11 protein-coding genes and 1 other annotated feature are annotated in these 14,804 nt (G+C 38.4%); of the genes, 1 reads left to right on the top strand and 10 read right to left on the bottom strand.

Annotated elements, in window-relative coordinates:
• Window positions 1–3: 3 nt before the first annotated feature.
• From FC89_RS10850 to FC89_RS10865, 4 genes are all read right to left on the bottom strand, one after another.
• Window positions 4–705 carry a methionine ABC transporter permease gene (locus FC89_RS10850; protein ID WP_057872564.1) on the bottom strand — a complete coding sequence of 234 codons (702 nt, stop codon included), beginning with the start codon at window positions 703–705 and terminating at the stop codon, window positions 4–6.
• Window positions 702–1,790, bottom strand: coding sequence for a methionine ABC transporter ATP-binding protein (locus FC89_RS10855; RefSeq protein WP_057872565.1), 1,089 nt, complete (start codon window positions 1,788–1,790; stop codon window positions 702–704). The genes FC89_RS10850 and FC89_RS10855 overlap by 4 nt, the downstream gene beginning before the upstream one ends.
• Window positions 1,791–1,820: 30 nt before the next feature.
• Window positions 1,821–2,660, bottom strand: a complete 840-nt coding sequence (locus tag FC89_RS10860) for a MetQ/NlpA family ABC transporter substrate-binding protein (RefSeq protein ID WP_057872566.1) — start codon at window positions 2,658–2,660, stop codon at window positions 1,821–1,823.
• 140 nt (window positions 2,661–2,800) lie between these two features.
• Window positions 2,801–3,046 (bottom strand) — a binding site (T-box leader).
• A 107-nt stretch (window positions 3,047–3,153) separates the two neighbouring features.
• Complete coding sequence (locus tag FC89_RS10865; RefSeq protein ID WP_057872567.1) at window positions 3,154–5,895, bottom strand: HAD-IC family P-type ATPase; 2,742 nt, start codon at window positions 5,893–5,895, stop codon at window positions 3,154–3,156.
• A gap of 197 nt (window positions 5,896–6,092) precedes the next feature.
• Between FC89_RS10865 and asnB the strand changes: the two genes are divergently transcribed.
• Window positions 6,093–7,979: an asparagine synthase (glutamine-hydrolyzing) gene (gene asnB / locus FC89_RS10870; RefSeq protein WP_057872568.1), complete on the top strand. Its 1,887-nt coding sequence runs from the start codon at window positions 6,093–6,095 to the stop codon at window positions 7,977–7,979.
• Between the two features lie 68 nt (window positions 7,980–8,047).
• Here asnB and FC89_RS10875 read toward each other — a convergent pair whose 3' ends face one another.
• From FC89_RS10875 to FC89_RS10900, 6 genes are all read right to left on the bottom strand, one after another.
• Window positions 8,048–8,713: an ABC transporter permease gene (locus FC89_RS10875; RefSeq protein WP_057872569.1), complete on the bottom strand. Its 666-nt coding sequence runs from the start codon at window positions 8,711–8,713 to the stop codon at window positions 8,048–8,050.
• Window positions 8,713–9,654 (bottom strand): osmoprotectant ABC transporter substrate-binding protein, encoded by a 942-nt coding sequence (locus FC89_RS10880; protein WP_057872570.1) that lies wholly within the window; start codon window positions 9,652–9,654, stop codon window positions 8,713–8,715. The genes FC89_RS10875 and FC89_RS10880 overlap by 1 nt, the downstream gene beginning before the upstream one ends.
• Window positions 9,651–10,304 carry an ABC transporter permease gene (locus tag FC89_RS10885; RefSeq protein WP_057872571.1) on the bottom strand — a complete coding sequence of 218 codons (654 nt, stop codon included), beginning with the start codon at window positions 10,302–10,304 and terminating at the stop codon, window positions 9,651–9,653. The genes FC89_RS10880 and FC89_RS10885 overlap by 4 nt, the downstream gene beginning before the upstream one ends.
• A complete protein-coding gene (locus tag FC89_RS10890) occupies window positions 10,301–11,485 on the bottom strand; it encodes a betaine/proline/choline family ABC transporter ATP-binding protein (protein WP_057872572.1) in 1,185 nt (394 codons plus the stop codon). Before FC89_RS10890 ends, FC89_RS10885 begins: the two co-directional genes overlap by 4 nt.
• A 261-nt stretch (window positions 11,486–11,746) precedes the next feature.
• Complete coding sequence (locus FC89_RS10895; RefSeq protein WP_057872573.1) at window positions 11,747–12,682, bottom strand: hypothetical protein; 936 nt, start codon at window positions 12,680–12,682, stop codon at window positions 11,747–11,749.
• 263 nt (window positions 12,683–12,945) lie between these two features.
• Window positions 12,946–14,772 (bottom strand): oligopeptide ABC transporter substrate-binding protein, encoded by a 1,827-nt coding sequence (locus FC89_RS10900; protein ID WP_057872574.1) that lies wholly within the window; start codon window positions 14,770–14,772, stop codon window positions 12,946–12,948.
• Between the last annotated feature and the right edge of the window lie 32 nt (window positions 14,773–14,804).

Genomic DNA, 14,804 nt, shown 5'->3' on the forward strand with positions numbered 1-14,804 from the left:
CAATTAAGCATTTTTATGATTGAAAACTTTTGCTAACAGATCACCAATTAATTGTACCAACAAAACTAAAATCAGCACTAACAACGTAGCTACCAGCGTGGTATCGTTGGCAAAACGATTATAGCCATAAGCAATTGCCATATTTCCTAGACCACCCGCACCAATTGCTCCTGCCATCGCTGTTAAACCAATCAAACTGATCAAAGTTACCGTAGTTACCCGAATCAATTCTGCACGGGCTTCTTTCAAATAAACATCAAAAACTAAATCACTAAAAGTTGCTCCAACTGACTGGGCTGCTTCAATAATTCCGTGATCAACACTTTTAAGCGCAACTTGAACCTGCCGAGCATAAAATGGAAATACTCCAAGTGACAACGGAACTAAAGCGGCAGTGGTTCCAATTTGCGTACCAACAATTAAATTAGTGAGCGGTGCAATAAATGCCAGTAAAATAATAAATGGAATTGCCCGAAACAAGGAGACGACTTTATCAAAAAAACTGAATAGATTTCGATTAGGTGAAATTCCATCTTCATCAGTCAGTACTAGTCCGATCCCAAAAATCAGCCCCAAAATACCGCCAAATATTGCGGACCAAAAAGTCATATACAGCGTTTGCCCAATAGCCGGCAGCCAGCCGCCATCACCTGTCCAACCCTGATAAACGACATTCGGAAAATATTTTGCAAATAATTCACTCATTTTTCCCTGCTCCCTTCTGTCGGTTTCTGTCCTGCTATTTGTGTAATAATAACTTTTTGTGCTTTCAAATAATCAATCGCCTGCTGCTGACCGGCTGGAGTTCCTTTAATAATCACAAATAGTGTTCCGACCGGGGTACCGCGTAAAACTTCGATATTACTATAGATAATATTCGCTTCAACATCAAAGTCTCTGTATAACTTAACCAATAACGGTTCACTAACCGAATTACCAATGTAGGTCAGCTGCACCATTCGCTCATCACTTTTTAGCTTGGCTAATTGGAAATCGCGCAAAGTTGCAATTGCTTTAGCCGATCCACCACCGATAAACTCGCGTGTCAATTGCTTTTTGGCATTAGTAAAAATCTGCAGTAGATCACCTTGTTCGATGATTCGTCCATTATCCATTACTGCCACTTTATTGGCAATTCGTTTAACAGCATCCATTTCATGTGTAATCAAAACCACTGTTAAGCCGAACTTTTCATTTAAATCTTTCAGTAAATCTAAGATTTGGGCAGTATTTTTGGGATCAAGAGCAGAGGTTCCTTCATCAGAAATCAAAATCTCTGGATCATTAGCTAATGCCCGTGCGATTGCCACCCGCTGCTGCTGGCCACCGGAAAGCTGGGTTGGATAAGCGTTCTTACGACTGCCCAAGCCAACTAGATCCAACAGTCGCTGTGCTTTAGCTTCAATTTCTTTTTCTTTAAGTCCGCTATGTTTCAGTGCAAAAGCAACGTTTCGGATAACCGTTTGTTCATTAAGCAGATTAAAATGCTGAAAAATCATCCCGATTTTACGGCGCTTTTCCCGTAATTTCTTGGTACTGACTATCTGTTGGGATTGAGCACTTTTCTCATACAAAACATCACCGCTGACTTCAACGCGACCGGCACTTGGTAATTGCAATAAATTGATTACCCGGACCAATGTTGATTTACCAGCTCCCGAATATCCGACAACTCCATAAATATCACCTTGATTAACATGCAATGTTATATCTTGAACAGCCTTGATCTTTTTTTTCTTTTGTTCAAAAGTAACACTGATATTATCAAGCTTAATAATCTCTTTTGTCATAGCGCACCTCATATTTCTGCTAATTATCGTCTATTTTAATTTAATATTCCAAGCTGGAATTTCAGCTGTTCCATATTCTTTCTGGATTTCTTTCTTTGTTTTAGCCGTTTGGTAAGCTTTCACAACTTCTTTATACTCTTTTTTGTTCTTATCTTTGTTCTTGGCTACAATAATATTGATCCACTGTTGAGAATCCTTGTTAACCGGTTCAACATAAATAGCTGACTTGTAGTTGAGCTTTGCTGCTTGTGCATAGTTGGTATTGATTACAGCAGCGGCAACATCAGATAACGAACGTGCTGTTTGGCTGGCATCTAATTCTTTGATCTGCAAATGTTTAGGGTTCTTATCGATTGATTTAACGGTTGCCAAATCAGTATCTTTTTTCAAAGTAATTAAACCGGCGTTTTTCAATAAGAAGAGTGCCCGTGATTCATTAGTTGCATCGTTAGGAACCGCAATTGTTGAACCGTCAGCAATATCTTTAACATTTTTAACTTTGTTTGAGTACAAGCGAATTGGTGTAATGAAAGTTTTGCCAATTGGAACTAATTTAGAATGATTAGCCTTATTCCAAGCATTTAAGAAAGCATAATGCTGAAATGAATTTAAATCAACATCACCTTCAGCCAATGCTTTGTTAGGCTGCGAATAATCGGTAAACTTCTTGAATTTCAAAGTAATGTTATATTTATCTTTGGCAGTTGCGGCAACGCTCTTCCAAATTGCATCTTCTTGTTTTTCACCTGACATAATACCGATAGTAACCGTCTTGTTCTGTGCCGCTTTGTGACCACCAAAGCTAAAATAACCTGCTATTATCACAACTACAACTACGATCGCCCAAATAATAATATTTTTCTTTTTCATTTTTATCCACTCCCATTTTAGTTGTTAATTTTAATTTGCTTAAACCATTTATAACCGTACATTCGCTTTTCTCTCATTAAATCAACCCCCAAATCAGAATTTTCTTTTGATCATAAATGTATAAAAAAGACCCGTCCTAATAAAAGGACGGGTCTAACCGTGGTACCACCTTAATTTGCAGCTGCAAAACTGCCTCGGTGAACTACTCCAAATTCATATAAATCAGGAATAATTCTGCGATCATAACGTCCGCAACCACGTCAACAGCTAAAAATTCACCGTTGCCACTCCGAGTCCATCTTCCAAAACTAATTTTCACTTTCTTGCACCAACCGAAAGCTCTCTAAGAAAATTAAATTCTGTACTCTACTCTTCAACATGTTTTCTTCGATCAAAAGTTCTATGTGATTTATTCTAATTGTTTTTTTATTTTTGTCAAGCAAAAAATTTTCTTTCTTAAATTTTAAAATCCATTTGAATTGCTTTTTAATGGTTATTCAAAGTGCTGTTTTTGCAATTTTTGCCTGGTAAAATACAACTTAAACATTTTATTGATTTCAGTAACTATCAAAACAATTATCCCGGCAATCAATGGAACACCCCAACCCCATAATAAGCCAGGATCGGTCGTGTAAAAGACATCCTGCATAAATGGCAGATAAATAATCACGAGCTGCAGCAACAGCAAAACGCCAATGATTACAAAGGCCATTTTATTTTTAAAGAAAGATCTTGAGAAAACCAATTGCCTTGTTCGCAAATTAAACAAGTAAAAGATTTTGCCGAAAATAATAATATTCAGTGTCATGGTACTGCCGACTAATGCCGGTACACCAAATCCAACCAGTAAATCATACGCTCCAATACCCAAGCCAGCAATCAGCAGCGATACATATGCAATTTCTGCAATATCAGATTTGTTCAGTATTCCTTGGCCAATTTGCCGCGGACCGCGAGCCATAATCCCTTTCTCGATCGGTTCAAAAATAAACGCAAATTGAATCGTCAATGCTGAAACCATATTGATCCAAAGCAATTGAGTCGGATACAATGGCAGCTGCTGATCAAGTAAAATACTCAAAACCACAATCAAACCTTCTGCGAAACTTGTCGGTAATAAAAAGCGGATCGACTTGCGAATATTATCAAAAACGTGTCTTCCTTCTCGGACTGCTGTTTGAATTGTTGCAAAATTATCATCAGCCAGCACCATGTCAGCTGCTTCTTTAGCAACATCCGTTCCTTTAATTCCCATGGCTACTCCAATGTCAGCCTGCTTTAGTGCTGGTGCATCATTAACACCATCACCGGTCATTGCCACGATATGCCCCTGTTTTTGTTGAGCAGCAACAATTCGGTGTTTATCTTGCGGGGTTGTCCGTGCAAAAACTGTATATCGATCAACTTGTTTAGCAAACTGTTCATCGGTCATTTGTGCCATTTCCGGACCGGTTATCACTTGAATATCATCAGCTAATCCTAGTTTTCGAGCAATTGTAGCCGCAGTATTAGGGTCATCGCCGGTGATCATTTTAACCTTGACTCCAGCATAATGCAGCTGTTTAACGGCTGCGGCTGCTTCGGTACGTGGTGGATCGATAATTCCCACCAGCCCTAACAACTGCAGCTGCTGCCCAATTACTGCTTGATCAATTTCCTTAACCGTTGCTGCAACCGGCTGAGCAGCCAAGGCCACAACTCGTTTTCCTTGTTTGGCTAAATGCAAAACTTCTTTGGCCCAATGATCACTTACAAATGCTGGTTTAAATTGCTGAATCAATTTAAACAGCGTTTGCGGAGCTCCTTTAACCAACAGATATCGATGCTGATCAAGATCGACCAGTCGAGCTGAATAACGAATACTTGAATCAAATGGCAGGGAATCAACTTCATTGAGTTCGGGCTGTTTTCCAGTAAAGCTATGATATAACGCCGTTAAAGCACCATCCGTCGGTTCACCAGTTAACTGCCATTGATCATTTTTTAAGTTAAAAGCCGCATCACTGGTCAAACCGGCAACCTTTAAAATCGGTGCAATCGTGGGTTCATCTTGCCAATCAATTTCTTGGTGCTTTTTAAATAAGTGAGCCTGCTGTCCATAATTACTTTCACTTACAGCAAAAGCTCCAGCTGTTGTTATAATATCCGTTACAGCCATTTCATTTTTAGTTAATGTACCAGTTTTATCTGTATTAACAATATCAACCGCCCCTAAAGTTTCCACTGCTGGTAAACTTTTGACGATTGCTTTTTTATGAGCCAATTGTCGTGTTCCCATTGCCAAAACAACTGAAACACTTGCCGGCATTCCTTCCGGCATAGAACCAACCACCATCGTCACAACCGCAATCAGTAACACGGGCAAACTGTAAATCTTCAGTACTGCACCGATAATAAACATTAAAACGGCTAAAATAACAATTGCCAACGATAACTGCCAACCTAAGCGATTCAAATTCTGCATCAATGGCGTCGGCTTAGTTTTCGTTTGCGACACTGCCTGCTGAATTTTTCCAAGTTCCGTTTGCTGACCAGCAGCTATAACCAAACCTGTTCCAGAACCTGTTGTAACAGCTGTTCCGGCAAAAGCCATATTCGTTCGCTCAGCCAATGGTAAATCAGCCGGCAATGGCTCCTCGGTTTTAACAACCGCCGCAGCTTCACCCGTCAAAATCGACTCTTGGGTCGTTAAGTTATCAGCTGCCAGCAAACGTAGATCAGCCGGAATTCGATCCCCTGCTTCTAATTGAACCAAATCTCCGACAACCAGTTCACGAGCAGCAATTGTTATTTTCTTTCCGTCCCTGATTACTGAAGTGTGTGAAACCAACAAAGCTTTTAATTTATCAAGTGCTCCATCAGCGGATAATTCTTGGAAAAAGCCGATCAAGGCATTTGCAATAATTACCGTACCGATAACAATTGCATCCGGATAATGACGCAACAGTAATGAAATCAAAGCAGTTGCTGTCAAAACGTAACTGATAGTATTGTTGAATTGCTTGAAAAAGCGATGAATCCACTTTTCCTTAACAGTTGTCAATTCATTCGGTCCATTTTGCAGCAACCGCTTATGAGCTGCTTTTGATGTTAGTCCCGCAGTTAAATCTGTTTGAAAATGCTGTGCCAATTGAAAAGCATTCAGTTGCCACAGCGGCCGACTGGGGGCGCTACTATCGTCAGCATTATCGTCATTTTCAACAGTTGTCTGGTTAGATTCTTCAAATTCTCTCATGTAAATTCCTCCAATAAGTAAGTTTGTTTATTTCTATTTTACACTACTTTACTCGCAATGAAAAATTTTTTAGGCTCAATTAAAATTATTTTTTTAGCTGAAACCGCTAAAAGTTCCTTAATTTTTTTCATATATATTGAATTTTTTTCTATAGTAATATAGTATCTGATAGGGGAATAAAAAAAGGGGAGAATATTATGTGTGGTTTTGTAGGGTACTTGACTGATGCCAGCCAAAGAGACCTGCGGAATAAAGATTGGGTTGCCAGTCAAATGAATCGAATGATCGTCCATCGGGGGCCGGATGATGAAGGTTATTTCAAGGATGACCATATCGCTATGGGATTTAGACGATTAAGTATTATTGATTTGGACAGTGGTCACCAACCATTATCATATGCAGATGAACGCTACTGGCTGACTTTCAATGGAGAAATTTATAACTATCTTGAATTAAGAGAAGATTTAAAAAAAGAAGGTTTTACTTTTAAGACCCAATCTGATTCTGAAGTAATTTTAGCTGCTTATGCTAAATATGGAGAAAAATGCGTTAACTATTTACGAGGAATGTTCAGTTTTGTGATTTGGGACAGTCAAGAAAAAACGCTGTTTGCCGCGCGTGATCCTTTCGGCATTAAACCTTTTTACTACGCTGCTTTTGAACGCAGTTTTTATTATGCATCTGAGAGCAAAGCAATTTACAAAATTATCAAGGAACATGATTTTGATCATAACGCTTTGCAAGATTACTTTACTTTCCAATATGTTCCGGAACCGGAGACTTTGACCAAAGAAATTCATGTCTTGGAAGCTGGTCATTATCTGATTAAAAAAATTGATCAAAAGCCGGTGATCAAACAATATTATCAACGGACTTTTGCACCTGTACAACGCTCAACTACTGAATACGTCAAAAAAATTCAGAATGTTTTGGAAGATTCCGTTGCTAAGCATATGCGAGCAGATGTTCCTGTCGGCTCATTTTTATCCGGCGGAATTGATTCATCGATCATTGTGGCTTTAGCCAAAAAATTTAATCCGCATATCAAAACAATTTCCGTTGGCTTTCAGCGTAAAGGTTACAGTGAACTAGATGTTGCCCAAGAAACTGCTGAAAAGCTAAATGTTGAAAATTATAGTTCTGTAATTACACCAGAAGAATTTATGGCAGCTTTCCCACATTTTGTTTGGGCAATGGATGATCCTTTAGCTGATCCGGCAGCTGTCCCGCAATATTTCTTGGCTAAAGAAGCGCGAAAACACGTTAAAGTAGCCTTGACTGGTGAAGGTGCCGATGAATTATTCGGCGGTTATCGTAAATATCACGAACCGATTTCATTACGACCGTTTAAGCATACAACATTAATTAATCCGCTGTTGCATAAATTGGCATTAATTTTGCCGGAAGGTCTCAAAGGTCGCAGTTATCTATTACGCGGAACAACGCCGCTAGAGAAACGTTATGTCGGCAATGCTTTTATTTTTAATGAAGCTGAAAAACAGCAGCTGATCAAAAATTACAATACCGATCATCCGTTGTCAGCCTTGACTCACGATCTTTACCAAGTAGGTCACAATTATAATCCAATCAGTCTGATGCAGTTTATCGATATTCATACTTGGCTTTGCGGTGACTTGCTGCATAATGCTGATCGAACAACCATGGCTCACAGTCTTGAGTTACGGACGCCTTTCTTGGATAAAGAAGTTTTCGCAGTTGCGCGTGAAATCCCAGCAGATTTGTGTATTTGCCATAAGACTACTAAATACATTTTACGTGAAGCGGCCAAAGGTATCGTACCGGATCACGTCTTGTATCGGCAAAAACTGGGCTTCCCAGTACCAATTAAATTCTGGTTGCGTGATGAAATGTACGATTGGGCTAAAAAAATCATTATCGAGTCGGCAACTGACCAATATTTAGACAAGAACTACTGCCTTAAACTTTTAGAAGATCATCGTCTAAAGAAATTCAACAATTCTCGCAAGCTTTGGACTATTTTGAACTTTATGATGTGGCACAAAATTTATGTAGAACAAACCGAATTACCTGATTCAGCTGCAAGTTGGCAATTAATTAATTAAAATAAATGGACCAGACAATCATTCACAATTGATTGTTTGGTCCATTATTTTTATTCTGTTTAACAATTTTATTTGTTAATTGAAGCTTCTCGTGGTGTTAAGACTTTCTGTAGTATCCCTAAAATAAAATCAGAAATAATCGCCATCAATGCAGTTGGTAAAGCTCCAGCTAAAATAATGGCTCCACCATTAGTGGCATTGGTTCCACGTACAATGATATCACCTAATCCACCTGCTCCAACAAAAGAACCAATTGCTGTGATTCCAATAGCAATTACCAATGCATTGCGAATTCCACCCATAATAACCGACAACGACATCGGAAGTTCAATCAAATACAAAACTTGAAAACGAGTCATTCCCATTCCTTTTCCAGAATCAAGAATCGTTCGGTCAATTCCTTGCATCCCAGCATAGGTGTTTTTGATGATCGGCAACAATGAATACAAAAAGACCGTTGCAATAACAGTATTGACCCCTAAACCTAGAACCAGCATAATCATCGACAATAACGCTAAAGAAGGAACTGTTTGGATAACGTTAGCCAAACTGATGATAAAACCACTCAGTTTTCGATGACGAGCAATTAAAATTCCTAAGGGGATCCCAATAATCGCCGCAAATAAAACGCCGTAAATCGAAATTAAAAAATGTCGGATAAATTGTGCCAACACATAATTACCATTTTCTCCCAAGTAAAACCAAAACTGCTGCCACAAATTTAATTTAGCCATTAGTTTTTACCCCCTCGAAAATAATTATGCTTGACCAAAAATTGATGAGCTACCACAGAAGGTTCCATCAAGTCATTGTCAGCTTGATAATTCAAATCTTGCATCGTTCGCAAATTGATTTTTCCATCTAAGCGATGCAATACCGGTGCAAGTTTAGGATATTTTTTCAACAATGAGTCATTAACGACCATTGAACAGTTATATGGTGGGAAAAAGTGCTTATCATCCCGCAGCAACTGCAGGCCGTAACTTCTAATTCGACCATCTGTTGAATATCCCAAAACTACCTGCATTCGATTAGCTTCGACTGCATCATAAACCAAACCGATTTGCATTGGTGAAACTCGTTTAAATTCAAAACCATAATCTTTAGCAAAATCTGGGTAGCCGTCACCTTTGCGCTGCATCCAAGAAGAATCGACACCGGCATTTAATTGGCCCGCAACTTGCCGCAAATCCGAAACCTTCCGCAAATTATATTTAGCAGCAAACTGTTTCGTAGTCATAAAAGCATAGGTATCCGCAAAGCCGTAAGACGGAAACCAAGTTTGGTTAAAGCGTTGTTTAAATTGCTTTTTAACAATCGCTGATGCTTTTTTGGCATTCTTAACATTATCCATTTGCAAAATTCCAGTCAAATCGGTTCCGGTGTAGCGGGTTGCTGAGATATCAGCATCACCGCGCAGCATTGCCTGATGAGCAACAGTTGATGAACCAAGATTGTTTACCAAAGTTGTATGGTATCCCAATTCATGTTGAATTAATTCAGCAATAATATTAGCTACAATTTGTGATTCAGTTGAACTTTGAGATGCAATTCGGATCGTTTGCGAATTAGATGTACCACCTACACCTGGCAAACCACAACCACCAAGAAATAAAATCCCTAATAACAATACGAAATAAGTGACTTGGCGTTTTAATAAAGACCTCAATCTCATTTGTCCGCCTCCTCGGAATCTCGGGAATCTTGTTGCAACGGTGTTAGTTTCTTCTCTAATAAACCTAAAAGATAATCTGCTAAAACCGCCATAATCGTTACTGGAATGGTACCCCCAATAATCAGGTCGGGTTGAAATAGGTTCAAACCATCAAAAATAAAGTCACCTAATCCACCGCCACCGATAAAAGCAGCCAGCGTAGCCCATGAAATAACATAAACGGCGGATAAACGGATTCCCGCCATAATTACTGGGATCGCCAGCGGTACCTCCACTTGAGTAATTGATTGAAAACTAGTCATTCCCATTCCTTTAGCACTGTCTTTCAATACCGGATCAACGCTTTCCATTCCTAGGTACGTATTTCGTAAGATCGGTAACAATGAGTAGATAAACAATGCAACAATGGAAGGAACTTTTCCAATTCCCAAAATAGGAATCATTAAAGCCAGCAACGCCAGCGATGGAATCGTCTGTAGCATGCCAGCTATTCCAATCACGATTTTAGCTGTTCGCGGCGTTCGGGTTAGAAAAATTCCTAAAGGAACAGCAACCACCATCCCTAAAAACAATGAAATAGCTGAAATGTACAACTGCTCCCAAGTTTTTTGCAGCAGTTGCCAACCATATTGATTTAAAAAAGCGATCACTGTACTTCACCACCTTGAGTGCTGTCAGCTGATTCATCTTTTTCGGCTTCACTGCCTCCCCATATAATGTCATAGACCATATCCACAAGTGACGAACGCGTAACAATTCCGCACAGTTTTCCTTGATGATCAATTACCGGAACGTAACGCAAGCCTTGTTTTAAAATACGCTCAGCACTATTTCGAATTAAGGTATCAGTGTAAATCTTAAATAATCTAGTAATCATAATGTCTGACACACTGGTTACTCGATTGTATTTATTCAAGTCAGCTAGATCAAGGTACCCTTTTAAATAACCATCATCATCTGTTACCAGCAGCGTATCAACCCGCCGTTTACGCATTAAACTGACCGCACTTTTTAGCGGTTGACCTAAAGTAATTGAAACCGGGTCTTTAAGCATGATCTGCTGGGCAGTTGTAATATCGGCCCGCGCTTGAATCAAACGTTCTTCTCCAATCAGCTTTTTAACAAAATCATTAGCTGGATGATTTAAAAGCTCAGTCGGTGATGCTTGTTGAATGATATTTCCATGATCCATAACAACTACCTTAGTAGCCAGTTTAAGAGCTTCATCCATATCATGAGTCACAAAAACAACCGTTTTGCCAAGCTTTTCCTGCAAATCTTTCACCAGATCCTGCAGACTTTCACGCGTGATCGGATCAAGTGCGCCAAACGGTTCATCCATTAAAATAATATCTTGCTCGGCAGCCAAGGCTCGAATAACACCAATTCTTTGCTGCTGACCACCAGATAACTCTCCCGGATACCGGTCAAGAAAATCTGTTGGCAATTCAACTAACCGAATTAATTTTTTGGCCTGTTCGCGCTTTTTTTCTTCCGGCCACTTCAACAATTTAGGTACTAGGGTAATATTTTCATAAATTGTCATATGTGGAATCAATCCGATATTTTGAATTACATAACCGATTTTTCGCCGTAACTTAACCGGATCAAATTCCTTAATATTTTTCCCGTTTAAAAAAACTTCACCGGATGTCGGTTCCAACATCCGGTTGATCATTCGCATGGTAGTTGTTTTACCTGAGCCTGAAGTTCCAATCAGACAAACAAAGTCACCGTGATTAACTTTTAAATTAACTTTTTCGACGGCGGTATTGTTATGATAAATTTTGGCAATATCTTTAAACTCGACCATCGGCGTCGTTTTTTCCATTAAATATCCTCCTCCATAGGTTTTATATATCAATTTAATAATAAAAAACGTATGATTAAATTTAACATAAAATTTAATTTTTTTCCAACAATCTGCTTTAAACGTTTTTTTTGAACTTAATTTTACTCAAAATCACCCTTTAAATTAGCTTAATTACCCTATTTTGAGCATAAAAAAAGCTTACAATAAATTCTATTTTTATTGTAAGTCTCAATTTTTAATTATTTTTGAATTAGTACTTTATGCTGCCGCACTGATCGCTTATTTTTTAACTTTTAATGGTAATTGTCCTGTCAGTCTGGCTACCGGTACAAAAAGATCTTTAAAAACCTGCTGCAATAACGCCGCTGTCCGATTTCGTTCATAAAAGTCCGCCAGCATCGCCAGCACAACCGGCAAGTAAAAACAACCGCCAACGATTCCAACTATTGGTCCGCCATAAATCATAATCGGTTCCCAGAAATAAAAACCATAATACGTAACGATTATCCAGATAATAGCCCAGACAATGGCTGGAATTGCTAAAACAATAAACAATTCCCATAATCCAGCCTTTTTTTGAGCAAAGAAACGTCGACTAGCAGTTAGTGCATGGCGCTGTGACTGTCCCAGAAAAGCTGGTTGCCGTTCACGGTATAAGAACAAGGACTGCGAGTATTGCAAGTTCTTCCAAATCATTACCAACAACCAAATCAGTAAAATTGCATCCAAAATAATTTGATTACTGCCCAAAAAATATTCTAAAACTAACAGTGGTAATTGCCAGAAAAATAAAAACAACCCATTATATAAGAATAATCGTAACAATTGATTTTTATTTAAGAAGCGAAATTGCTGCCAAATACCATTGAAACTAATTGTTGTTGCTTTTTCAGCTATAACATCTTGCAACTGAAACTGAATCACTACCAAGAAATAATACGCTAAAACTTCCAGCAAAAAAGTCAGTCCCAAGCCAGCAATAATTTTTAGTAAACCACCCCACAAAGTTGTTCCAGCATTCCCATAAACCAACAATGTCATGGCTGAAGCAAGAGTTGTCAAGCCGCTTCTAAATAACATCCCGGTTAATAAAGATAGACCGGCAAAAATAATTACCAGTCCCGTCACAAAACCACCGGCAGTCAATAACTGTTTTTTATGTTTTTTCAATAAAACAGTTAATTCTTTAATTTCAAATAATTTTTTCTGTTTCAAAATTTGACCTCATTTCTTAATTTTTAGCATGTTTCAATCATAACACGGCCAACTACTCATAAAAAAGGAAAGATTTTCTTATGTTATACAAGTAGTTAATAAAAAATTTTCTTAATTATAAACTAGTCAATTAGATAAAACAAAAAAAGAGCCGTAATCGGTAAAATTACGACTCTTTATAACGATAACTAAATCAGGTTCGATTTGGTCATTGGTAAGTGATAATTAATCACAGTAATTGTAAGTTGATGAATAACCATTAATTACTTCATATTACTTGAAGTAAGTGATAAGTTGCTCCAAAACTCATTATTTGCCGGACTAACATCAAAACCTTTAACCCGTTTATTAACCGGTTCCCAGTTGTAACTGAAATTATCCGGTGCATAAGCAGCCTGTTTATTCATATACTGTTGCCATTGTTTGAAAATCTTAACCCGGTAGGCAGTATTCCAAGACTTGCTGCCATTCATCTCGTTCATTAATTTAGTATTTTCTTTGGAAACAAAATGCCCCATATTGTAAGTTGCTGTTGTCCCATAAAGACCTGTTGGCGTTGGCTCAGATGATAACCCCCAAGCAGCATCATAAACATCAATTTTGCTCTGTTTTGGTTTTTGCACAGTGTCATAGAAACTATTCATTTCCATTGGCTTACCAGTTGCAAAGACAACATGCAAGCCAATTTTATGCCATTGCTGCAGGTAGTCTTGGTACTCAGCTTCTTGAGTTGACGTTCCCTGCATTGCACCAAAGTAAATTGTTAACTTTTTGCCGTTCGGTTGAACACGCCACTTGCCTTTCTTCTTATAACCAGCTTCATCTAACAACCGGTTAGCTTTCTTGATATTCAGTGGATAACCTTTGGCCGATTTATCGTAATACTTACTAAAAATTGGCGGAATCAGTGTATTTGCTCGCCATGTAACCCCATTACCAAATTTCTTGTTTAATTGATCCAAGTTCAAAGCATACATCATGGCCTGACGTAATTTTACGTTAGCCATCTTACTATTCTTATCCATAACGTTCTTTTGCGCTTTAGTATCATAGTGGCCAACATTAAATCCAAAATAACCATACGATAAGGCTGGCTGACCAACAATTTGATATCCCTTAGTGTTCTTTAACTCTTTATAATCGGTTCCATGCATAACCCCACCGGGAATGATAAAATCATATTTCTTAGACTGAATAGCTTTGTCAATATTGCTGGAAGAAACAACATTAATAACAATATGTTTGATTTGCGGCTTTTTACCCCAATAATACTTATTCGGTGACCAGGAAGTGGATTCACCTTCAACAACTTTGTCTAACTTATAAGGACCAGTAAAGATTGGCTTCTTACGAACTTGCTCCGATGAAGCAAGTTTGGAAATCGGTACATTCTTAATGTATTCATATGGTTCAACAGTGCTCCAAAGGAATGTATTGCCGGCATATTGCATGCTTGGAGCCATCCGACTGAAATGAATAACCGCTACACGGCCCGATTGACCATCTGGATATGAGAAACCAGAAATCGTCTTTGCTTTACCACTATGATAAGCAGCCATTCCTTCAATTGCGTTAAAATCCGATGAATACTGTTGCGAAGTGGTTTGTGGATTAGCAATTACTTCATAAGGATATTCAATGTCTTTAGCCGTAACTGGCATCCCATTTGACCACTTAGCATTTTTACGTAATGTAATAGTTGCCGTTTTTGCTTTTCGATCAAGTTTTAAATTAGCTAAACCACCTTTAAGAATTTTATAATTTTTATCAGTGTTAAATAACGCATCAGACGCCCCCGGTTGGCCGCCACTTGGTGAAAAGACATCTAAATCCTCTTGATTATCTTGTAACACCGGATCAGAAATACCTTCAAACGGCGAATCATTTGGCTCAGCAACTTTTAAAGTACCATTTTTAGTTGCGGTTTGATTAGTTTTACCGGTATTGTTATAGGCCGTTTTTAATTTGACCTGTGTTGTCTTGGTACTTGAACTGGACGAAGAACTGCTTGATGAACAAGCGGCTAAGGTCACAGCAGCCAGCATTGCTGCAGCCGTCACCGCGATTTTCTTTGCTTTACTACCCTGCATATAAAGATCCCCCTTGAGTTAAAATAATTTAA

The sequence above is a fragment of the Liquorilactobacillus ghanensis DSM 18630 genome, from assembly GCF_001435235.1.
GTDB lineage: Bacteria > Bacillota > Bacilli > Lactobacillales > Lactobacillaceae > Liquorilactobacillus > Liquorilactobacillus ghanensis.

What these genes read in the sequence shown, in the direction of transcription:
- FC89_RS10850 (WP_057872564.1), bottom strand. Translation starts at nt 705, where the DNA reads ATGAGTGAATTATTTGCAAAATATTTTCCGAATGTCGTTTATCAGGGT.
- FC89_RS10855 (WP_057872565.1), bottom strand. Translation starts at nt 1,790, where the DNA reads ATGACAAAAGAGATTATTAAGCTTGATAATATCAGTGTTACTTTTGAA.
- FC89_RS10860 (WP_057872566.1), bottom strand. Translation starts at nt 2,660, where the DNA reads ATGAAAAAGAAAAATATTATTATTTGGGCGATCGTAGTTGTAGTTGTG.
- FC89_RS10865 (WP_057872567.1), bottom strand. Translation starts at nt 5,895, where the DNA reads ATGAGAGAATTTGAAGAATCTAACCAGACAACTGTTGAAAATGACGAT.
- asnB (WP_057872568.1), top strand. Translation starts at nt 6,093, where the DNA reads ATGTGTGGTTTTGTAGGGTACTTGACTGATGCCAGCCAAAGAGACCTG.
- FC89_RS10875 (WP_057872569.1), bottom strand. Translation starts at nt 8,713, where the DNA reads ATGGCTAAATTAAATTTGTGGCAGCAGTTTTGGTTTTACTTGGGAGAA.
- FC89_RS10880 (WP_057872570.1), bottom strand. Translation starts at nt 9,654, where the DNA reads ATGAGATTGAGGTCTTTATTAAAACGCCAAGTCACTTATTTCGTATTG.
- FC89_RS10890 (WP_057872572.1), bottom strand. Translation starts at nt 11,485, where the DNA reads ATGGAAAAAACGACGCCGATGGTCGAGTTTAAAGATATTGCCAAAATT.
- FC89_RS10900 (WP_057872574.1), bottom strand. Translation starts at nt 14,772, where the DNA reads ATGCAGGGTAGTAAAGCAAAGAAAATCGCGGTGACGGCTGCAGCAATG.